The organism is Photobacterium carnosum (assembly GCF_021236965.1).
Taxonomy (GTDB): Bacteria; Pseudomonadota; Gammaproteobacteria; order Enterobacterales; family Vibrionaceae; genus Photobacterium; species Photobacterium carnosum.
This window is the reverse complement of record NZ_WMDN01000017.1, coordinates 53,278-77,486: the sequence shown is the minus strand read 5'-3', so window position 1 is coordinate 77,486 and position 24,209 is coordinate 53,278. Positions and strand designations below refer to the sequence as shown.

At 37.3% G+C, this 24,209-nt stretch carries 17 protein-coding genes; 1 reads left to right on the top strand and 16 read right to left on the bottom strand.

Annotation, left to right across the window (positions count from 1 at the left end; translation table 11 throughout):
• The 9 genes from GLP24_RS14900 to GLP24_RS14860 form a co-directional block, all read right to left on the bottom strand.
• Positions 1–764, bottom strand: a 764-nt coding sequence (locus GLP24_RS14900; RefSeq protein ID WP_232570070.1) for a hypothetical protein, incomplete at its 3' end; no start/stop codon positions are given.
• A 94-nt stretch (positions 765–858) separates the two neighbouring features.
• The gene (locus GLP24_RS14895) at positions 859–2,190 is read right to left on the bottom strand and encodes a DUF3150 domain-containing protein (RefSeq protein ID WP_232570069.1); all 1,332 of its coding nucleotides are present in this window, start codon (positions 2,188–2,190) and stop codon (positions 859–861) included.
• A 456-nt stretch (positions 2,191–2,646) separates the two neighbouring features.
• Complete coding sequence (locus GLP24_RS14890) at positions 2,647–3,852, bottom strand: AAA family ATPase (protein ID WP_167388509.1); 1,206 nt, start codon at positions 3,850–3,852, stop codon at positions 2,647–2,649.
• Between the two features lie 138 nt (positions 3,853–3,990).
• Entirely contained in the window at positions 3,991–4,851 is an 861-nt protein-coding gene (locus GLP24_RS14885) for a hypothetical protein (RefSeq protein ID WP_232570068.1), read from the bottom strand.
• Positions 4,852–4,954: 103 nt separating this feature from the next.
• The gene (locus GLP24_RS14880) at positions 4,955–5,233 is read right to left on the bottom strand and encodes a hypothetical protein (protein ID WP_101767623.1); all 279 of its coding nucleotides are present in this window, start codon (positions 5,231–5,233) and stop codon (positions 4,955–4,957) included.
• A 15-nt stretch (positions 5,234–5,248) separates the two neighbouring features.
• The gene (locus GLP24_RS14875; RefSeq protein WP_101767622.1) at positions 5,249–5,491 is read right to left on the bottom strand and encodes a hypothetical protein; all 243 of its coding nucleotides are present in this window, start codon (positions 5,489–5,491) and stop codon (positions 5,249–5,251) included.
• Positions 5,492–5,493: 2 nt separating this feature from the next.
• Complete coding sequence (locus tag GLP24_RS14870; protein ID WP_101767621.1) at positions 5,494–5,694, bottom strand: hypothetical protein; 201 nt, start codon at positions 5,692–5,694, stop codon at positions 5,494–5,496.
• 116 nt (positions 5,695–5,810) lie between these two features.
• Positions 5,811–6,773 carry a single-stranded DNA-binding protein gene (locus GLP24_RS14865; protein ID WP_101767620.1) on the bottom strand — a complete coding sequence of 321 codons (963 nt, stop codon included), beginning with the start codon at positions 6,771–6,773 and terminating at the stop codon, positions 5,811–5,813.
• Between the two features lie 829 nt (positions 6,774–7,602).
• A complete protein-coding gene (locus GLP24_RS14860) occupies positions 7,603–9,444 on the bottom strand; it encodes an ATP-dependent helicase (protein ID WP_101767619.1) in 1,842 nt (613 codons plus the stop codon).
• 318 nt (positions 9,445–9,762) lie between these two features.
• On the opposite strand from GLP24_RS14860, the gene GLP24_RS14855 reads away from it, so the two are divergent.
• Positions 9,763–10,599 carry a hypothetical protein gene (locus GLP24_RS14855; protein WP_101767618.1) on the top strand — a complete coding sequence of 279 codons (837 nt, stop codon included), beginning with the start codon at positions 9,763–9,765 and terminating at the stop codon, positions 10,597–10,599.
• A gap of 277 nt (positions 10,600–10,876) precedes the next feature.
• Here GLP24_RS14855 and traN read toward each other — a convergent pair whose 3' ends face one another.
• From traN to GLP24_RS14825, 7 genes are all read right to left on the bottom strand, one after another.
• On the bottom strand, positions 10,877–15,289 hold the full coding sequence (gene traN, locus GLP24_RS14850) for a conjugal transfer protein TraN (RefSeq protein WP_101767617.1): 4,413 nt from the start codon (positions 15,287–15,289) through the stop codon (positions 10,877–10,879).
• 160 nt (positions 15,290–15,449) lie between these two features.
• A complete protein-coding gene (locus GLP24_RS14845) occupies positions 15,450–16,604 on the bottom strand; it encodes a TraU family protein (RefSeq protein WP_101767616.1) in 1,155 nt (384 codons plus the stop codon).
• A 5-nt stretch (positions 16,605–16,609) separates the two neighbouring features.
• The gene (locus GLP24_RS19870) at positions 16,610–16,744 is read right to left on the bottom strand and encodes a hypothetical protein (RefSeq protein ID WP_256385077.1); all 135 of its coding nucleotides are present in this window, start codon (positions 16,742–16,744) and stop codon (positions 16,610–16,612) included.
• A gap of 4 nt (positions 16,745–16,748) precedes the next feature.
• Positions 16,749–18,077: a TrbC family F-type conjugative pilus assembly protein gene (locus tag GLP24_RS14840; protein WP_101767615.1), complete on the bottom strand. Its 1,329-nt coding sequence runs from the start codon at positions 18,075–18,077 to the stop codon at positions 16,749–16,751.
• Complete coding sequence (locus tag GLP24_RS14835) at positions 18,064–18,594, bottom strand: S26 family signal peptidase (protein WP_101767614.1); 531 nt, start codon at positions 18,592–18,594, stop codon at positions 18,064–18,066. The genes GLP24_RS14840 and GLP24_RS14835 overlap by 14 nt, the downstream gene beginning before the upstream one ends.
• Positions 18,595–18,976: 382 nt before the next feature.
• A complete protein-coding gene (locus GLP24_RS14830; protein WP_101767613.1) occupies positions 18,977–19,543 on the bottom strand; it encodes a hypothetical protein in 567 nt (188 codons plus the stop codon).
• A 282-nt stretch (positions 19,544–19,825) separates the two neighbouring features.
• Positions 19,826–24,061, bottom strand: a complete 4,236-nt coding sequence (locus GLP24_RS14825) for an Ig-like domain-containing protein (RefSeq protein WP_167388508.1) — start codon at positions 24,059–24,061, stop codon at positions 19,826–19,828.
• Between the last annotated feature and the right edge of the window lie 148 nt (positions 24,062–24,209).

Sequence of the window (24,209 nt, the reverse complement as noted above, 5' to 3'; positions counted from 1 at the left end):
TCGCTATCAGAATTATCATCAGAGCTATCGCTATCAGAATTATCATCAGAGCTATTGCTATCAGAATTATCGTCAGAGCTATCATCTTGTTCTTGTTGTTCTTGCTGTTCTTGTTCTTTTTGAAGAATAGCAATCACACGTTCAGCACAATATCTTGCATCACTTGTGGTTTTACTATTGGTTGCATCCGTCAATACATCACTCAAATCATTAAATGAATTTGGTAATACATTTTTTAATAACGGAACTACAATCTCACTATAAGATTTAAGCGATGTTTGTCCGATAATCTGATAACGACCTTTATACAAAAGAAACTTTTGCACTAAAGAAACTAAGTCGTCATCTTCTCTTGGGATAGAAAACATCTTTCGACTAATAGCAATTTTAACCAACTTTTCAAGATTAATTTTAGCGCCTGGGTATTCCATTCCGACTTTTGTTTCAATTCGAATATCTTCAAATATATTTGTTAATGATCGAACTAAATTAGATTTAATATCATTCCACACATGAAAATTAGTATGCTTACAATGACCATTTTCGTGATCTAGCATACCCTCAATCATATCCAAATACTCAGGGTCAGAAAAATCACCAATAGGTAAATTTACATGTTTACCTGACGTATATGCACCAGTGCCAGAAAGTGAAAAACTACCACTCGTATCTGCAGTCATTCGTTGAATCAATGCAAATTTACGTAATAATGCTTTCTTTCTTTTAGCTAATTCGATTGAGCTTAATTTTGTTTTAGTGTTCATGATTTTTCCTTAAAGATTAATATATAACCCTCAAGGAAAATCATGACCCATACGGTCAAAATTAACCGTGAGGGCTGTTAGTTTATGGAGCTAATTAGAAGAAGAAACCTTCTGTTGTAACAAAATCGTCAACATCTTCTGGTTCATCTTCAATTGAAATCAAAGAATCACGAAGATTATTGATTTCGACATCAGCAACTACAGGTTGTGGTTCAACTACAACAGGTTGTGGTTCAACTACAACAGGTTGTGGTTCAACTACTACAGGTTGTGGTTCAACTACTACAGGTTGTGGTTCAACTACTACAGGTTGTGGTTCAACTACTACAGGTTGAGGTTCAACTGCAACAGGTTGAGGTTCAACTGCAACAGGTTGAGGTTCAACTGCAACAGGTTGAGTTTTTATAACGCCTACAACATTATCAACAACCTCCGCAGAAGCGTCATAATCAAGATCTGAAGCAAGTAAACTTGAGATTTGATTAATTCCTTTAGCTTGAAGTTGTGCACGTTTAGGATCAGAAAGCATTTCAACATAAACTAATAATGTTTTGAAATGTTCACCAATAATACGTCCAGAGTCAGGTAATGCATTTTTCATTAAATCGTCTAATACATCAACAAGGCCATCAAAATCCTCATTAATCATAGACAAAGAATTAACTTTATCTCGTAACCGTTTTAACTGCTTCCCTACTACACTATGACCACATTCATCTTTTAAAGTACCTTTTAGTTTGCCAGTTCGTACAGTTAATGAAGTATCTATAATATCCAACGCTTCTTTACTAATACTTTGCCAAACACCATCAGTAGCTTCATCAAGTAACTCTTCCATATCATTAACATCTTTCGGTGCGATACGAATTGGAGGATAAACTTTCAATTTGAATTTACGTTCAACCTCTTTTACGCTCAACATATCTTCACGAATAACATTAGCTAAACTAGGATGTTTAGTAACCCATTCTTGAATAAGATGCTCATAGTTATGGCAGAAATTATTAACGCAATCGTAATATTCATTTACTTGAACATTAGCTTCTAACATTAATTGTGGTAATAAATCATCAGGAACTAACCAGTTGCCGCAAAATTTAACTCCATATTTAGCAAACAATCGACCCATTCGAACAGTATACTTATTAGTAAAAGATAAACTCTCTTTACTAAGAAGTGCCTTACGTCCAGGGGTTGCCATGTCGCTATCTAACTCAACTAAAGCACCGCTATCATCATAAACTCGCACATTCGCCTTCGTTAATGTCTTAGTACCCGACCAGTTATTAATATCATAACCAACTTGCACACAGCCATTTTTCAAACGAGTGTAACGTTCACCAATATCTTTTGCATTTTGATCTGCAGATGCAACGATAGAACCATTCGGATCTAGTGGGTTTACGTTGTTAGTAAAATTTGTCATTTTGAGTTCCTCCATTAAAAAAAAGAAGCCCAACAAAACGACAAACTTATCCCGTCAGGATTGTTTGTTGTCCTGATGGGCGATGTTACTAATTAAGTTTAATTTAAAGCTAAATGAATGAGTTAGTCGGTATGTCATAAGAAGCGGTTGCATTCTCTAACACATAACCTTTCTTAACTTTTTCACTTATTTTTTTATCCACATACTTTAATATCAAATCCATAGAATTCACGTGAGGCTTAATGAATTCAGCATATGATTTATGATAATAAATTAATGAATCAAGTGTTTCAGGATCAGAATAAAATGTATGCACACCACGACTATCAAATGCGATGTACCAAAGCTTATCCTTCCCATTTACATTACATTTATAGCCATTAAAATATAATGAGCTAACATCTTGCAATGGTGAACATGGATATTCAAAACCTTCATCTTCATCTTCTCCTTTACTTACTTTTTTTCTTCAGTCCACTCGTCAGCATGATTAATTGATTCACCAAAGATGCGTTGCAAAATTGCAAATACAGCAGGGCGATCTTCCTCATCTAACGATTCTCCAAAAACAAAATTAAATGATTCAATTAATGGAGTGAATTGACGACCGAAAACCATAATATATTGATGCCAAGCGACAAGAATACGAGTAGAAAAAGCACAACCTAAACGTTCCACTGGAAGTTTAGCTGATGCAAGTTCTTCAGGAGTTGTACATTTTGCTTCAATTTCTGGTGCCTGTAACGCTTTGCGGATTTCTGTTGCAAAACGGCACATACGACGGATCGTTTTTTTCGAAATTGGACTATCTGGATTATTTCGACTTGTTAATATCGCACATTCAATATCATAAGCGGGGTAATCACACTTAACGACACCAAAACGGCGACGGAAAGCTTCATCCATACGGTTTGACGTTAAATATCTCCCAGAAATATCGCCGCCACCGGATGTGTTGCCGGTGCCTACGCAACGATAACCTTCTGCTGGAAGAATAATCTCACCAGTGTCATCAATTTGCATTGGTTTGCCTTCAACTGGATTATGTAACTTACAATGAAAATCACCGTTACCCTTATCTAGTTCATCAAGAATTAGACACCAGCCATATTTCATGCTTTGAGCTACAGGACCATAATGAAATGGAGTTTTACCATTGTGGAGCACATAAGAGCCTTGGGCCTTATCTGAGCGACTGTATTCTGTCACTTGCATGATAGACACAGGCCAGTTAAGTTTATCCGCAAAATATTGAATCATTTCCGTTTTACCTGTACCTGTTTCACCATAAAGGTAAAGACTTAATGGACGCTCAGGAGCACACCACCAGCCAAGTACACGACGTAAAACATCACGCTGAGGAATATAAAACGGATTTGAAGCAACACATTTAGGATGACGATATTTACGTTGTTTAATACGAACCGCACCTTTGGGGATAATATCAAACAATTCACCAGCATCCACTGTTACCATTTCATTCCAACGTGGGTCAGAATATACAACATCTTCAATTTCTGGATCCTTGAGTTCAAGAAGAGCTACAAGTTCATCAATTGGTAGAGCGTGTGCATATTCTTTAGTGATCACTGATGGAAGAGCGTTAGCAACAGGAACGGTAGTATCGATAACTGCTTTAGTTTGAGTAGTTGTAGTTGTCATTTTAAAATTTCCTTGGTAAATGTATTTTTTACTCATGGATAAAATGCACATACAACTACCCTAATGGATAATGTGTATAGCACTTACCCATGAGGATTAGTAATAAAGAAATGAAGCGGTATGTTACTTACTAAAAAATTAAGAAATAAAATCTTCTAGTGAGTGACGAGTAAAACGCTGGTAACCAAAATCAGAATTAATTTCTTCTAGTTCTCCAGTGTTAATTTTACCTAGCGCATCATTTACCTTATTTATAACAGCAGAACTATTAAGGTTGATGGACATACAGTAGTTTTTAAACTCTTGCGAATTTACATCATTAATAAACTCTTTCTTCTTCTTACTTTGTTTACATTTAGTAATACGAGTAATAAAAGAATTAGATAACTTATTAATATTAAAACGACTATTTAATTCCTTGCTCGTGATTTGCAGGTCAAGCATCATAGATTTAACAGAGCGGTTAAACGTTAAAATACCATTATTAATAGTATCTAATTTACGTTCTCTATCTTTGTTATCCAATGCTTGAAACAAACCAATTCGTAAGTCATTAGCGTTAAGATTTAAGTGAGTACAAACAACATCAAATGAATCAGTAGACATCCAACGAAGAATATCTTGACGATCTGACGATGTTTCTTTTGCGTAATTAAGTAACGAAAAATACTCAGTTAACATTCCGGTCCATAATTTATTAATATCATCTTCCGTCCAATTTAAAGTCAGAGTATCTGTCTTTCCATTAAAACCATCACATAGTAAAAGATGATGATCTGGCAAAGAACTTGATGCATTTTTATAATCTGTTTTAACGATAACTTTAGAATTCTTAATAGTTTCACTAAGAACACAAGTATCAGTTTCAACAAGATTAATAACATTAGTTTTTTGAATGGATTTTTTAACTTTAATTGGATTTTTTTGAACTTGAATTGATGTATTTAATTCAGATGCAAAATCGAAGATTGATTGCTGTGTAGTAATTTGAGTAGTCATTGTTATTCCTCCAGGTGCGGTAAAAGCACAAAAGGAAAAACAAATAACCCGTCAGGATTAATATGTTAATCCCGAGTGCATTGGTAATTAATAGCTTATAAAGTTAAAAACAAAGATCGACTATAATAAAATCTATAGCTTTTACTTCATCAATTGATTTATTTAAACGCTTACACAATAAATTGGTAAACAGAGTAATAACTGATTCAGTACAACGCTTATAAGTTTCTTTAATGTCAACAATATAGCCGTTCAAAAAATCGTATTGTGTATCATCAGCAATTGAAACAAATTCATTAAAATCACGAACGTTCAATAAGCAAGCTTTCATTTCCGATTGTTTGATAACAGCTTCTTTTTTAACACAGATAAGTTTATTCATTTATTTATTCTCAATTTAGTTTAATAGGCTACGTTTAACAGATATTTTAAGATCACTAAGGGAATACTCAGATACATCTTCAACACCTAAAAATCGTCGTATATTGTTATATCGTTGTTCAGTTACTACAAATCGCTTGGTATTCATGCTAGAGAAAAAAATTGATTTTTTTAACGAGCCTGATTCATTTTCATAAGATTCATAAAAATGAGTTTTTCCACCTACTTGTTTCGCTAATTCAAACATCACACTGGACATAATTAACTCCAAGAAAAATAAATTTCATTGGCGTATTTACGAGTGCGGCTTGCATCAGTAGAAAGACGAGATTTAACAGCATTACTTTTTGCGGTCATAGACTTACGATGTAATTTGTTAGCTCTACGTTTTAGGTATGCAGAAATAGATTTTGGAACTTTAACAGATGATATGTCTTGAGAATCGATAGTTGTATTTTGCATTGATTTAATCTCGAAAAGTTAGTAAGACCATCAAAATAAATCAATACCCCCTAAGGAATAATTAATTTATTCCGAGGGAATTTTAGTTAGTTAACAACAATAAAGTGATACGAATATTATAAACTTCGACTGCCACCATAAAAATCAGTATTAAACCAATCATCAACAGGTTGCTGAGGTTTATCTACTTGAATTGATACCACTTGCGCTGAACTTTGCCTGGGATGTCCTTGTTCGGGAGCATCTTGGTTTATAGTTTCTGCTGCTGTGGGAGTTGGCTGTTCACTTTGTACATTAGTAGTTGGCTGCGAATATTGCTGCTGCTGATTATTTTCAGGTTGGCTATATTGCTGCTGCTGTTGTTGAACAGGTTGGCTATTATATTGCGTCTGCTGTTGTTGAACAGGTTGGCTATATTGCTGCTGCTGTTGTTGAACAGGTTGGCTATATTGCTGCTGCTGTTGTTGAACAGGTTGGCTATATTGTGGCTGCTGTTGTTGAACAGGTTGGCTATATTGCTGCTGCTGTTGTTGAACAGGTTGCTGAGGTACAAATTGTTGTTGTTGTATAAATTGTTGTTGAACTGGTTGGCTACATTGCGGCTGCTGTTGTTGAACAGGTTGGCTATATTGCTGCTGTTGTTGAACAGGTTGGCTATATTGCTGCTGTTGTTGAACAGGTTGAGCAGGGTAAACAGGTTGAGCAGGTGCATTGTATCCAGATTGTTTAGCAAGATCACGAATGGCTTTAGGCAAATGAGCAATAACATTTTGAACTTGAATCTCAATAATAGTATTGTTATTTGTTCCTTTCCGTTGTACTAAATAACCTTCAACAATAACTTCATCGCCTTTAAAAAAACCACCATTACGATCGATTTTTTGTATCATGCTGTCATTAAATTTCAATGTCATCCATGTAGCGCGCTCGTTAAAACCACCTTGATTGTTAGACCAAGAAGTAGTTTGTACACATGAAACGAAGCCAAAAGGTTTAGATCCATTTGTGCCATCTTTTACTTCTAAATCTTTACCAAGAGTTCCACCAAATGTAATTGTATTGCAGTTAAATTTTATCATTGTTTTTTAGTCCGAAAAGTTAGCAATAAAGCACAACAATTCAGATAAAAAGCAACAATCCACCAAAAGGTAAAGTGTTAGCAATACCTAAAAGTAGTGATTTAAAGCAATTGGTTAGTTTTGAGTTTATTTTGAATAATAAACTAGGTTGATTAGATACAATATTTTAAAAGTTGATCTAAGACTTTTTATTAACTCGATGATTTAAGTAATGAGTTAGGTTACTTTTGTGCGATTTTGACGACCAAAGATAGGAAGTGCCAAGTTTGAAAAGATATCAAGTTAGGCTATCGCGGATCATACATAAAATATCAACAATCAGTGTCCAAAAGATATGGAATGAAAGGCTGGTTTTAATTTAAAAATTAAAAAAAGCAGAGATAAAAATGAATGATTATGGTTTCGTTCATCATTGCAGGACGCAATAAATTAGGTATGTCGAGCTAATCTTATTACCGCAACGATTGGTTATAACTTCTATAAATAAAACTTATAACCAATCATAACAACAACATCGAGAAATACACAGTAAGCAATAACTATCAAAAAGGCATAAATGATAATTAATGCTTACTGTGCTAGCTCTATTTTATCTTCCATCTACACGTCAATGTATGGGGATAAATAATTGTTACCCCGCTTTGCGGTGGCATTAGCCTCTTTGTGTTCCACTCGATTTAACGAGGTACTAAACAAACTGCTAAGACGGTGAATTATAATCACCAACGCTATATTTGCGCTATATGCGATGTAATATATAAGTGGGGACACAATAAGTCAACAATAAACTTTGACATGTAAGATAAAGATAAAAGTTCAACAAAAACTATCAATTTTCACTATTTTTTGCTTGTTCTTTTAATTTTTCTATTAATCCAATAACTTCAGTTGGAAAACCTTCACCCAAAAATTGTGATGGCGGTTTTTTTTCGCCAGTCCCCTGCTCGGGGTTGTAGTTAAACGATAATCGTAGTTCATCGACAGCACGAGTCATACCAACGTAGAATAACCGTCGTTCCTCACTTACAGCAACCTCTCCATCACTTAATGCCCTAGTTGACGGACAGACTCCTTGGTTACTAGCTAACATCCAAACTTGTGTCCACTGTAAACCTTTTGAAGAATGCAGGCTCGCCAATGTTACGATACCTGTCTTAGTACCCTCGTCAGGTTTAACTCCCGTACTCGGTGCCAGATTTTTAGCTAATATTTCTACTCGTTCACAAAAAGATAACTCAGCTTTCATGCCTGTTAATATACCACCTAGAATATCTAAAAACTTAGCTTCAGGACCCTTCGATTTACGACCTTCTTTCAATAAATCAACAATCTGCTTTATTCGTCCTTCAATTCGTATTTTGCCACTACAATCAGTACCCCATAACATCCACTTTTCATGCAATGTTTGTGACACTGATGACCACTGCAAAGTAGCGTCAGGCATCCACTCACCAAAGGAGGGTTTAAAATGTGTCAAGGCACGAATAATTAACTGAATATCCTGTTCATCTTCACCTAACCACCCCAAGATCTCACCAATAAATCTCTTATCTTTTGGTCGCACTATAGACCATAGAATTTTAAGAAAAATATTAGCAATATTATCGTCCCATAAATTTTTAGAGCCTAAGCGAACATAAGGTATTTCATTGACTTTTAACATCAATTCAACCTTATCTAAAATTTTATTAGTACGCGACAATACAGCCCACTGTCTGTTATCACCGTTAATAGCATCCAATAGACCTTGGAGTTCATCTATCTCAGTGAGATACCCTTGAACTTTTACAATACCACCAGCCTCTCGAGTGCTTTCCATTTCTTTATAAACACGCGCACTATTGTACTCAATAACCTTTCTAGCAGCCGCGAGTATTTCTGGACGGCAACGAAAACATTTTTTCAACACATAACCTTTCGCATCAAAATCCTGTTGAAAAGTGACCATGTTTTCATAGCCAAGCGCCCCTCGCCAAGAATAAATCGACTGATCATCGTCACCAACGACTGTAATATTTATCCCAGACTCCCCATGAACGCGAATCCAACCATATTGCATATCAGAGGTATCCTGAAACTCATCAACGAGCATGTGAGTACAATCCCACGGCTCAATTCGTCCAGTTTCAACACCTAAATATGCCTCTCTTGCTATTAGATTAAAATCTTGCATATTATTTTGCTGAAGTAATTTCATGTAAGAACTATAAACTTGCCACCCTTCGGCTGTTGGATCATTTTGTATGGGTTTTGGTTCGATCATCCGACCGTAATAATCAATATGAAACCTAGCATCTTCAACTCCCATATCATTTAGCGAACAGTATCTTATTGCTCGTTCAATAAAATTAAATTGTTCGCCACCAACGATAGTTCTTCTTTTTCGCTTACCGTTTAAACATTTAACTTGTTGCCCATAGATCGAATCAAAAGTAGAAGCTGTTGCTCTATAAGCGTCGTTCCCCAACCTTTCATTTAGTCGTTCAGTTAGCTCAGCAGCCGCAGCACGAGTAAACGTAATAAGTAGCACTTTATTTTTCTTGTCTTTACTAAGCAGATTTTTGGTTAACTCCACAATCGTATGACTTTTACCACTGCCAGGCAGTGCGCAGCACATAGTATAACCATCACTTTCAGCAACTAATTTTTGATCTTCGGTGAGACCCACCATAACTATTAAGACACTCTCAAAAAGATAATTTTTTAATTATACACGCTTTCAATGGTTAGCGTTGATTAGAGCTGCACCCATTAAAATGTCGTTGAGGAATAACGTACTGTTATCGTATGCGCATTACGATAAATTAAGTGAGCAATAACACACTGTAATGCATGAATTTATGGGATAATTGCAAAGTTGAACCATTATTTTATTGTGTGTTACTTACGATTTTTTTATAACTGATTAATACGAGGTAGCGCGAATGGGAAAGCATAATAAAATAGATACATCGGCAAACATTGCCCCCCAAATTTGAGATTAATAACCATGAAAATTACTAAACTTATTAAGATAGTTACCTTAGCATCGGTAATGTGCATCACTACAGGCTGTGCAACAGCATTAGGTAAGGTTGAAGCCGACACAACGATTAAAAATTTTAAACACAATAACAACTCATATGCCATGAACGTTCTATCAGCAGCATGGAACGATCGAATTCCGTTTAATATCGAAGACGAAAACAATCTAAAAGATACTGACGGTGTTAGCGGTAAAACAATCTATGGTTCTGAAATAGCGATGGGATCATTATCTAATGGATTAAGCGGTGGATTAACTGGCTTATTGTTTGCGGCTTCTATGGATGCAAGTACACCAAAAATCCAAAATTATTTTCAAGCAATCATTTGGATGCCTGCAAATGGTAAAGATATCAACAATTCTGAAGACAGAAAATTAATTACGGATGATATCACCCAAAAATTATTAAAGCCTATGTATGAAGATTTTTTTAAGGCGAGCAAAAAAGGTGAGATTACCACATCAACAAAATCAGAATTTAATTATAAAGGTTCATGGTGTTCTTACACTGATCCAAACGTCGAATGTTCAATGTTTCTATCTCCTAATAATCTTCAATTTATGGGTTACGCAGATAAACAACACGGACTACCATTCAACACTAAAAATAATGGGAAATACATCATCACAAGAGTTCGTCTCGCACCAGCGATCATGTTAATGATGAAATACAATAAGAAAGAAAACATGCTGTTCTACGTCCCACCAATTAACTATTTTGCTAAATTTGATAAGATTCAAATGAAAAACACACCATATATACAATCAACTACAAAAAAGAATTTTTTTGTAAAACCATAAAGCGAAATTAATAACTAACGTTAATTCATGTAAAATAATAATGACCCACTAAAAAAGCGTATCCGTACGCTTTTGGGCTCATCAAATATTATTAAAGGGAATGATTCCATAGCATAGCTATAACGCTCAATCAATATTATAAATTTACGTTCAAGTTAATGAAATCATTGATTGATGTAGGTTAATTACAGCATATTTTATGTAGTAGATTCGCTTTTATTGAAAATAATGTAAAAGGGCCACCACCTATAACTTTAATGGCGACCCTTTTAATTAACTACAAACCATTATTACGATCATAACTATTTAGCGTGTCACAAAATGCGGGGCGCGGGTATGAACTACAATCGATCTTATTACCCATATCTAAGTTATTAATTTCCTTGACATGTTCAACATAAACATTCCCTTTCCCTCGCTCATCCATACGCTCTTTTGTGGACATACGACCAAAGCCATTCATCATATTGCCCTTAGTTATATCATCCTGCGTCTTATTATCTGGGATCATATTATTTTGAGCCATCATATCGATCCACTCACTAAAATCTATTTTATCGAAGTCAACCTTCTCGATTTGTGTAAAATCGAGTCCATTACAACCTTGGTCATAATATTGCCGCTTAGTCCAGCCAAGTTGGGCTGATGCTTGTTCCATAATGATTCTGCTTAACACGTTGTTATAACAGCAATGGAATTTTTTAGTTTTACCCATTCTTACACCCAAAACTTTTTTCGGCTTTTTAGTGTAGACCCAAAAACACTTTTTACCGATTAAATCAACACCTACTTTTTGCTCATCTTCAGTACATGCAAATATCATCTGATAAGCCATATTTGCGATCTGATAAGCGGCATATGCCCACCCGATAAACGACACAACCCCCATGATATTTGAGCCTATGGTATTAAGAGCTTCTGCGCCTGCCTGACTGGTAGCCACACTACCACCACCAGCAGCACCACCACCACCAGCAGCACCACCACCCGCAGCACCACCACCAGCCACAGTACCAGCGAGAGACTCAGCTAAACCCATAACGAAATTTTGTAGACATTCCGGTAATTGATCAAAAACCCATTGCAGCATTTGATTTTTAAGGTTTACAAGTGAAGTCATTAACCCCGAAGCAAAATCACCAATAGCTGTTCCTGCATCACCTATCATAGATAGAGAAGTATTACCGGCACTATTCGCAGCAGTCCCCGTAAATTTAGTTGAAATAGAACTCCACGCCTTATCTACCATGTCACCAATTGGTTTTGAGATAGTGTCCCAAGCACCTTTTGCCGTTTCTGCAACATATTTATGTGTCGCTTGTAACGATTCCCCAAGGCCTGTAGTGCTAAATAGACCACTTTCCGACGCCATATATGATTCAACAGTAACCATGTTAGAGGCCATCACAAAAACATCACCCTGCCCAACACCTTCTGGCGCTTTACAGCAATCAATCATGCCTAATGGATCTTTAGAGCACATGGAAACTTTGCCAGTAAACACTCTACATGTTGATGGATCGGTGCCTGTACAATTTTTCTTATCACCAATCTCATTCGCTACAGCATATTGAGACAGAGCATTCGTAAAATCGGCATTCGTTTCATCAGCACGTACATCACAACTGCCATCGATACACGCATCATCAGTAAAACAAGTGTTATTTTTTCGTTTTACAGTAACCATTGCATGAGAGTGATCTTCACATGAATAATTTTCATTCCACGCATAGCAAGTTCTGGTTGTTTCATCATACCAACCGGGAACGCACGTTTTAGTTAACGCATCACAGTCTTTGTTTTGGTCATATTGCTTACAACCATCAGCCATATTAGTTATGGCTTTAAAATCAAATGCAGCTCCACCATAATTTAACGACTTCCCTTTTAGCGGATCACACATATAATCTAACGCGTGAGCGTCCATACAGACAGGAATACCGGTATCTGATGGAAATAGCGCTTTAAATTGTAGCCATGGTTGTTCCAGTGCTATTTTTGATAGGTATTGAGACAAGTCTGTGTCATTTTTTCCATTTAAGACCTGCCAATACGCCAACCATAACGGATCTGTTGCTTTATGATACCAGTCAAGAGAGTTACGGCTTTTGCTTCGTGCTATACGAAAACCCGTCATTCGTAGGCTATCAAATGGGCCACCATTTAGTATTCGACTGGAAAAGCTAACGACTTTTTCTTGAGATGTATCATATCGATACCATACAACATGATCACTAAACACACGGGCAGCAATGACTTCCCATTTTCCCTTTGCTGGTAAAATATTAGAGAGTTCAGTACCTCTCAACTGTCGGTCACTTTCCGTATGAGTACCAATACCTGCGCGATTACCACAAAAATAGATCCCATCATCATCATTACCATCAGCACTATTCCATGTTGTAGCTACGACCATTCCGCAGTTTCGGCTTTGATCTCCAGTGATATCGAAATCACGACGAGCGACCAAGACTAAAGCATCACCATTAACAGATGGCAATCCGTAACCATCACCACGGTCACCCTTTGAGACGTTAACTAATCCATAATTAGGATCATCACTTGAATATTCCCTATCACATTTCCATCCATTATTTGTACAAAACTTAGTGTCGTCTTTTAATGCTTCAGTACATCCCTCGGGGTAATCCGTAATTTTATCGCCCCAAGTGCTTTTTAGTGGTTTATCAAAAAGCAGATCAACAACCCCATACGCTTCACCAACGTCACCCACACCAACCTTGTACGTGAATTTAATTTCATTATCATTAGCCAATGCTTGTTTAAATTGAGGTGATACGTCACGTGCATCATAGGTATCACGATTAACCCCTTGTTCACATGGAGTATTCTCGGTAGGGAATCCATCTGGTGTATTAAAATGCATATGTACACCATCAAAAATAATATTGTCATCTGCATACAATCGGAACTGATCATCATAATGGGTCCGACTCAACGTGGCTCTATCAAGCTTAATTCCATCTTTAACACGCACAACAATTTCCTTGGTGTAAACACCACACTGACCTTTTTGAGACAGGTAGTTATCATCTGTACGACCAAGAGTTAACTGTATGCATTTATCCCCACACATCGATACGCGAGAATCCTCTAACCCTTTTATAATTTGTATAGATGGAGGGATAGGTTCTCGACTACGCACACAACCATTCAAATTACTCTTATTAGGTTTAAAACAAGATGGCGTCGTTTTTATGATTTTTTTAGGATCTAATCGCTCAAAAGTAGTATCGGCCTTAGAGCAATCCCCGAAATAAGCACCTTTATGATTAAATGCATTACTCACCGATTCGGCTGAGTTTGCAAACATTGGTGAATCCATACTGATTTTACGAGGTGGATTTATATTTCGAGTGTCCATCACTGAACCATAGGCCAGAGCTGTATGGTTTGAGTTATCAATGATTTCTTCCGCATTATTCCCATGAGGTACAGCTTTCACACCAGCATTATTTAGTGAAATATTGTCACGCACATACTTCGTTTGCTGATCTTCATTTTGATAAGTTCCGGCGGGGGGCGCAAATCCGTTATTATAATCGACACCGGTTGACTCAACATTGGAATATAGAGTTGGATCCTTCACCTTTACTGTCGGGTCCAAAAAACGGGGCGTCACTGACATTTTTTGTTGCTTACCGTCTTTAGCGGGGGTGACGTCAGGAGGAACGATATTCGAAGATGTTAATTTCCCTAAATTCATACCTTCATTGTAAAAATGGTCAAAATCTTCTTTCGTCCATTTTACCGGTTCGGAATCATTTCGTGGAAATATACATGTATGTGATTGGATATCTATTACTTGACCCGCAGGGCAACTAATATCACTTGGGTTGGTGTCATTAACGCATACACCATTCGCAAGATGAGATCCATTAGTACAAGCGGGACGAGTGCCTGGAAAGCATTGCCCGTTATCAAGATACGTATTTTCAGGGCAGTTATAAGATATTGGTGCATTAATTACTTTTTCGCACGCGTCTCCATTTCTCTTATAATGTTCAGGACATTGCTTATCTGGCATCATTGTAATGTCACGCAAGCAGCGATATCCATTCAAGTGCCATGAATTATCAACCGTCACTGGTGTCGCTGGTGGCGCGTTACATGCTCCCATTTCCTTTAACACATCGCTGCAGTTAGCAACGCTTACATCAGGTGTATAATGAGAGTATTTAGCATCCTCATAGGGATCATTACTGGTATGAGGGCAATTTAACGCCTGAGGCTGAGCAATACGATATTCTGTAGTGCAATGCTTGTGGTGGAATGGACCGTGTTTTGAGCATGATTGCCATGCCTGAGAACACATGCGCCTTGTATGTGTACTATACTCCCATCCTGCAGAACAGACACCTGAAGCCTCTTCATCGTCATGGCGTTTACAAACTCCCCCACTAAGCACGAAACCATCATCACAACTGGCAGGAAGTGGGACTTTATCAGTACGCAAACATACACCACCTACCTGATGAAAATCAGAGGGGCAAGTAGCGACAGGTTGAACTGGGGCATTTAATCCAGCGAGTGCTGGAGCTGATGCAAACGTCATTCCGAACAATATCCAAGCAAAAGCCACGGATAAAATGTTAGCGCTATACGCCAAAATAACAGTAAGTGACGTTACCCTCTGGAATATCGAGTAACCAATATCTTTCATCTTCATTTCATCATAACCATTGTGCGTAAAGTGATGGGTAAATAACCAAGGTCAACTTTAACACAATGAATTTTGATTTCGTAAGCTGCCGTATGTAAATTACAATTTTATGTAAAAAAAGCCGAAATACTAAATTAGTTTTCGGCTTTTTTACACTTAACGTAAATTATTTTGCGCCATAAAATACGCAGCAATCATTATATCGGAATATATTATAAACGAAGGTGTTATCCTTCCCTCCCCCTGGAGTCATTCTACCTAACCCCCACTTCAACCAGTTATCACCAAGTGGATGGCAACAATGTTGATTAATATCGTGCATTAAAACGTTACCATCCCCATCTTTCTGCTGTTGGCCATCAGCATTTAATGATGGAACGCTAGTGCTAAAACCAAATCCATCAACCTCTGGTTTTGGCCACGCCATTGAAACTTTGTACATCGGCTTTGGTATCATTGGTGCGTACACTCGATCACACATCGCTTTTTTACCATACGTTTGTTTAGCTAAACCACGTCTATGTAATGATGCGAGTGCCCGCGTCACAATTAATGATGATGACCGTATCGCATTTTCATCTGTGTAAACATTTCCGGTAAATGGATAGAGTTGCCCATCACAACCAGAACAGAACCAGTTAAGATCACTAGGGTCACTGGTTGCGGTAATGTACACACAATCTGCAACACAGGCGGCTTGAGCTATTGGATTAGCAAATGCCGTTGCATCAGCATTAAATATGAAGGCCAGCATATCTTGATACCATGTAATATCAACGATCGACATGTAAGCCATATCAAGGTCAATAATACCGGGGTCTTTATCACAAGAGGGAACTAAAAAAATAGATAACATCTTAAACATTGGGTTATCAAAATAATTAAAGTGGTAAGTTGCCATGGTTGTATCATCAGCATCTTCTCCCATCCCCTGAGCACCCATTTGGGTCAGGTTATTTTGCATCATCGTCCCTCCGAGTGTTGGCGAGCACCAGGGAGTCGTCGATACCTCAATTATTTTTTCGGGAGAAAAATATCCTATATGAAACCCAAATTTTGGAACACCTAGTTCGTCAGAGCAGTGACAAAAAGCATTTTTATATCCTCCATCTGGCGGAGAAGAAAGAAATCCCATTAAATTTATCGGTAAAGTACATGACCAACAAAATTTATTAATCAAACCCTTAAAATATCCACTATCAGGACATGCCGCATCTGATAAAAAATCAGCACCTTTCGCCATGCTAGGCGCTGAACTTAAGGTGATAATTACGAAAATAAATGCCACAAATACTTGTTTAATGTTTTGTCGTAATAACATGACAATTACTTCTGAATTAACGCGTGGGCATAATTAAGAACAATATCTGCTCTTGTCACTAACTCGTGCCCTTGCTCTGGAAATTTATACGCAAAAATTACGCCTGCAACAAAAATTAAACCATAAATAACTAATCGCATGTGATTATCCTTTTTTATTTATTAATTGGGCATCTTCAATCTCAATCATTTTAAGATCATCCAATGCTATGTTTTGGCTACGTGTGCCGTATTCTGTAATGGTTATTTTTCCATTGCCCAACACCACTTTTGATGGACTGTGCTGTAGCTGAAAACGTTTGATCATTCTTTCTTGTAGTAAATAAACCTGCAGACCCATTTCATCTGAAATATCACGGATAGAATTGAGACCTTTTTCTTTATCAATTCCAGTGACAAGTAAGGCATTCTCACCTTTGGTTAATTTCATTTGTTGTTTAACTACTGCTTTTTGCATATTACTTTGAGGATTAAATACGAAGAGATTAAGTGTCTTCCCTGGGAAATAGTCCATAGGGTTAACGACGCTATCTTTTTTAGCCAATAATTTTCCAGCTTTTGTACGCACGTCCTTGTTAAATCGGACCCGAGGATCTATTTCATAAGTTTTATCAACTTGAGCTGGTGGCAAATAAAAGCTTGGTAACTTTTCAAAATAATGATCCATCGCTTTTTTTCGTTTGGCTTCCCAATCAATTTTAGCCACGCGACTTTTAATTTCTTCAATAAGATCTTTTTCGACTATTGGTTTTGTCGGAGACAGATTACCTAATGTCTTATAATTCTCTTTAACTTCTCTACTTTTATTTAAAAACCAATTAGTTGTTGTAATGCCACTACCAACAACATATTTATCACCCTTCCGATAAACCATCATGGGTGCTTTAGTGATCTTAAACACTTTAAATAATCGCGGATCTATCGCCACTTTAGGAACTGGACGAATATCTTTGCCCATTACATTAATGGCATACGATGTTTGATTTACATATTTATCTTGAGGTCTCATACCACGCAAAATAATCCGAGCATCAGCATCAGCTGCAGCCTGCATGATTTCTTTTATTTCTTTCTCAGATTCGCTAAACGAAATGAAATAGTATAATTCCTCACCTTTTTTAAGTGGGCTATCTGCACGTACCGTACTTGGCAGGGTATGAATTTTATTGCGCTCATCACCAATTACACCATATGTTTTTGCTATAGATTTGGTTACAAAGTCATTGCTATTTTGGGCGATTTTCTCTGCAACAGGGTTCCACTTTTTCCAACCCGAACCATTATTTTCAACTGATTTTTCAGCATCATAAGTTTTTAGCCAATCAGGAGCGTCACCTTCTGCTGCTGCAGCCATTATTGCTTGTGATTTATTAATCATGGACATGTCATCTGGAGTTAATACCGCCGATGATGCCTGACCAGTCATAATTAATAGTAAGGCACTTACAATTGTCTTTGTTTTAAATGAGCACATACGTTTTCCCTACCACTTGTTCTTCAATATTTACTTCTCCCCAAAATCGACTATCGTAGCTACCGGGCAATGTTCCGATCGCAAATAAATGATTCTCTTTTATCCGCTCAGTTCTCGATAATTTATCAAGTGGCATTTTCAAAACTTGTGCTGCAACCGTAATATCCGTATTCCACACTTTCCCTGCATTTGACACGCTATTTCTATTTACTTTAACTTCATCGCCAGCATCACCAACAACCAACTTAGTAAATACAGTATCGTTAGCAAATAACTGCGTATTTTTGGCAAGGAAGGTAACCAAATCCCCTTCATGAATATTCATGTCATGTCTATCTAATAAAAATACCAGACCACTAATGCAAGGCACCGATCCTGTTGGCGGAATAATAGTGTAGCGATTGCAAAATGCCGATATAGATAAAACCAGAATTCCACCAAGTATTATTGGCTTTCTTATTCGTTCTTTAAAAAATGAAGTTTTAACACCTTCGAAAGAAGTTGTCGTAATTGTCATACAGCAAAGCCTGTAAAGATCAGATAATAATAAAAAACATTATCCAATCTTTCGCTTTCAATGAATAGCGTTATAGTATTTTTTAGTCATTTAAACACAATTCATTAAAATCTCGTCAAAAAACCGCTTGCAGAAAGATGGTTTATTGATAGTATTAGCCTGAATTTAGGGTGTTGTTAGATAACAGCACTCATATACAGAACATCTATTTCTCCAAGGTGGGTGTATGGTGCCTAGTTAGCACCTGTTGTAACTTGAGGGTCTGGTTAATCCGTTGACGGTTATGACGTTTTTAGTCTCCGAAAAGAGTATTGAGCATTGTACTCTCGAAAAAAGCCAGCAAATTAATTGCTGGCTTTTTTCGTATTACAGTAACTACAAATTATTTTTTTCTACATGTCCATATCGGTAATTCATCAAAAAACACGCTAACCCCTAATTTAGATGCCTTGTGAATAGCTTCTTCTACTGTGACATAAAAAGCATCTTTAAGACTATTATCGTTATTCGGTATTAAGCGATAATCACCAGTCCTACTATGATACGCGATTTCATTATTAACAATGGCGATCTCAAATTTCGAGTCCACTCTTACTAAGACGCTATCATATATATACTCAATTTCTAATGATTTCAGGACGCTCTCATCGCCCACCAGCACTCGCGGCAATGGATCATTAATTTCAACTTCAAAATCATGATCACCATAGCTAAAACAAACAACTAAAGATTCGACTTTTTTTAGATAAACATTAAATGGGATCACTGGCAGGATTGAGTTAGAAGAATCTAATAACGTATGCTTTCCTTGTTCAACGAGTACAATCTTATCTGAATCAAGTAATGCGCTAATATCTTCCATGCTCATATTGGCATCATGTGCAAAATTCTCAATGTTATTGTTATAGTACGTCTGAGCGTACTGTTTGATAGTATATCTACGTGACATGATCATTATTACCTTTAAATATATTAATTAATAACAATCCTCTCATGGTTTCTAATATGCGCTATCAAAAATACACCAATAAATTTGGTGGATTTTATCGTATTCCTCTTACGATTTTATTGGTGAGTTTGATAAGACTATCACCGAGTGATATTAGTTTTTGGATATGTAATTAGAAGTAGTGATCGAAAACAACAAGCCTTATCGGTTATGCGATGTAAAAAAGCCACCAATAAATTTGGTGGCTTTTATCGTATGACTCTTACGATTTTTATCGTGGTGTTAGTTTCGTTCAGATCTTACTACGATTGAACTTGTTACTTTGTCACCACTATCATCATACGCATCGACTTTGATTTCTGATGACTCATCTTTATCCAAGAAGAGCTGTACGTTACCAGCATGGCCGTGAATTTTCTCACCATTTTTATACCATGTATACGTACTCATTTTACCATCAGGATCCTTACAACCCGCATAAACTTGAGACACTGAACCATATTGACGAACATTCATTTCACAAGTCGGCTTTTGGTTCGGAGCAACTTCTAGGTCTAACAACTCATCATGTTCAATACCAAATTGAGATTTAACATGCAAACGTAAGACATGCTTACCTTGCGGTATATCCATTACTGGAATTGAAGTTACTCGTTTTGTTTGACCCACCAACTTATCATCTAAATACCAATCACATTCTTCAATACGATCTTCTGGATGGCCAAGTTTAATGCTTGCTCTAAACACAGCGTCCAATGGAGCACGCATAAATCGCGTACTATAACGCCCCTTCAGATTGACTACTGGTGCTGGTGGATCTAACACTTCTAAGAACTCAGTGTACAATTTATCATTTCCACGTTCGTCCTGAACGTTTACATGGAATTGATATAACCCTGGTTTATCAACAACAAAGTTAATCCGTCCACGGCTACTGCGATCTTCAGTGATCTTCATCCCCTCAAATGGCTCAAATTTATATTTGAAATCCATGTGAACAGGAAGACGCTTACCAGTTTGGCGTAAATATGCCGTTGCTGTCATTGGCGCGTAACGAGTGTGATATTTCAAATGAACCTTGAAATCAGGGAATTTATACTCCCAAGTATGTAAGAATAATGACTCTTCACGGAATGTCTTATGCTTAAACCCTTGTGCCCAAGCTTGGAATTTCAACTTAGTCACACCTGCCTTTGCATCTTCTACCGTTGGCACGTAGTGTAATTTATTACCCTTAATAACCTTACCATCAGGCAATATCCACTCACTTTCAATAGGAGTAATTAATGCCGGTGATTGTAAAGCGACTTTTGCAACAAGATCTAACGGTTTACCTGTTTCGATAAGTTGTGGATGTTGAATACCTATACGAACAGGCTTAGGTTCCTTCACCAACACTGTATATCGTGAGTAGTCATATGCATGGCGGCCTGCTAGCTCATTACCGAGATAGCTCATACGAACATAGAATTTCATTCGTTTACCTGTGCCAGTAATATGATATGTATTACCGCCTACTTTCCAATTTTTATTGTCAGTAGACCACTCAATAATACCTTCACCTTCCCTAGCTACATGTTTATGGTCCATCAAAGTGATGTTACCTTGTTCACCATCATGTAGCATACGCACGCCTTCAACTTCAAGTTTAGGAACTTCATAACCTAAAATCTCAATGACTTCAGATATGTTTTTAACATGCGTGTGTCGGTTTTCTACTGTTGAGCGAACATAATACTTACCAGGTTCAGTAATTAAGCGGCGAGATCGAATCTTATCATCATACAGACTATCTCTCTGCCAATTAGTCTTACCATCGCGGCTCCACTCCCAAACAATATGACCTTTCGCTTCATTATCTGCTCGTGATTCAGGATGATAAACAAGGCTCATAGAGAATGGGACACGATTACTCACACGACTCGTAGTTAAGTTACCATCAATTGCGCCACTTTTAAGCACACGATAGACTCCACTATTCGTTGTCATTTGACGATGATATGTTCCATCTGGTGACGTTAGCTCTGCAACACCAACGTATCTAAATGACTCATAACCGACATTTGACAGATCTAGCGTAAATCGAGATGTACCATTACTACCAAGTTGTTCTTTATTAGTCAGTGGATCATAAAACGTCTTACGCTGTTTACGATCGAATCGTTCTTTCGCTAGATATACAGTCCATGCACCCTGCGTTTCAGGATTGTAAATAACACTATCCGTCTTGCCGTCATACGCGCCCATCTTAAATTCAACGGTTGGGTTAGCATTATCTAATTGACGTACACCATCTTGATGAATATTGGCAAAAATACCTCGAGGCGGAACAAATAGCACATTGATATTTTCATCAGCAGAATGCTTATCAGTTAAAGTATATCGGCCATGTAAATTTACTTTTCGATTTTCCCACAGCTTACCTTGCGACATACGGATACGCGTACCAATTGAATTATCCGCGCTAGCAAAGCCTCGCTGACGAACTAACTGAGTTTTAACACTATTACCATCATCGATAGCAATTTGCATATCAGCGTTAACCCCTGATGCACGAGCAAATGTTACCGTTCCGCCTGTTAATGGTACAGGAAAGCGGTTTTCACTTAATGAATGACTCTGATTTACCGTCATCTTAATCGGTGGTGGAGCGATAACTTTTAGCTTATTTGTCTCATCTGCAGCTAATGCCCGACGACCATTCTTATCGTACATCCAAACACGATAATTAATTGCGTTATCGACTTCTTCACTTATTTTCGCAAATTTGCCCGTCATTATGCCCTGACCGCGCAAGTACACACCTGCAGCGCCATCAGGCACACCAGTCCATTCAAGAACACATCGTTGATCCTCACCAAACTGATATGGGTATTTCTGGATGTCACTCAATGACTCATATAACGGACAATTGACGCCTTGGGTTTGATGTACTTTAAGTTTTATACGCTGTACGTTTGAATAAAATGTATTGTTAACGGATTCCAATTCATAATCCATTGGCATATAAAACACTTTAAATGTTTTTGTATAGCTATTACCGGCACTATCACTAACATTAACCGTTAACGGATACTCATGTTGTGGGGCTAATTCAAAATTATTAGGCAAGGCCAAGCCTTTAACAAAGCTTTGTTTCCCTTCAAGAATTAACTTCTGGCCATTTATTCGTGCCTCATTAATTATCGCACCGCCATCAAACGTATCAAGAGCGACGATAGTTAAATCTTGCATGTAATAAATTTTACCTGAATCGTTAAATTTACCATCTTGATAGAACATCGTAACGGCTGGTGGTTCACGGTCCAATTTAACAGCATCCAACGTACTAATTTGTTTATTTTCGTATTTGTCTTGCACTGTTACTTTAGGGATAAATTTACCATCAGCCACTTGATGTAAATCAAACGAGAATACATACTTTCCTTTAACTAACTCTGGTGCCTTAATTGGTTTAACAACAAATGATTTTTGAGACTGAATTATGGCTTGTTGACCATCACCATTAAAATCTCGGCCATTAATTTGAAATGCTGGAATTTTCGGCTTAAATGTAGGATCTGGGATAAATTCGATCACAGCATCAGGCACCCACCAATCACCGTCCATCCCTTCATGCGGTGACGATACAACTAATTTTGCTTGTTCGTTATCAACAACATAATAAGTATCATCGACATTACCCTGCACAGGCTTGGCACTTTCTTCGTTAAGGGCTTGCATTGCGAACGCTTCAATTTTAGGCGCAGAATAATCCCATTTAACCGTATAATCTAATGGCGTTACATTGTTATTATCCAAGAAGTAGCCATTATCCGAGTCAGCCCACAAATTCATGTGCTTCTCGCCTTTGCTACTATCTTGATCATCTGTGGTACTAACCCCTGTCATATCTATCAGACATGACGTTTTACCAATATCAACAATACACGAATTCACATCTTTAACGTGTATTACTTGTCTAAAGGTACGAGGCTCAACCGTAATAGTTACCGCACGTAATCCTGATGTGCGCTTATAATTAGTAACAATAGCGCCAGTCTGCACTCCTGTATCTAATTTAGTCACAATCGTCTTAATTACAGGCGGTTTTGGTGCAACTGCATCAATTGTGGTTTCACCTTTACTTATCAATACCTTTTCAAGTTGGCTACCACTGAAATAAGAAATATCATAACTAAGCTTATGGTGACCTTCTGCGAGCAGAAAGCCTCTAGCCTCCATTCCTGCAGGTGACAGTCCTCGAGGTAAATCTGTCCATTCAAACAAACAAACCAATTCATTACCGTGATCAGCCTTAGCAATGGCAGGATCTCCCGTCAATTTACAGCCTGAATGCTGAGCCTCTTTTGCCATAAAATTCAAAGGACTTACAAAAGCCTGTTGATCTTTAACAACAGGGAAAGTGACCTTTGGTGAAACAGCATCAATTGAACCGGTAACAAGAATCGATTTAGCAGATGAATGAGCAGCACAAATTGCAAGAGTAACACCCACAGCAACTTTTTTTAATTTCATGTGCTTCATAATCAATTAACCATTAAATAGCAAAATCGCAAGTTTTAAATTACCCTAAATCATCATTTAATAATCGTGATAATGGGTGTCAATTTAGGGTGCTTAACGTTAAATTTTGAAATCGTGGTAAAATCTTATCGTTATCGTA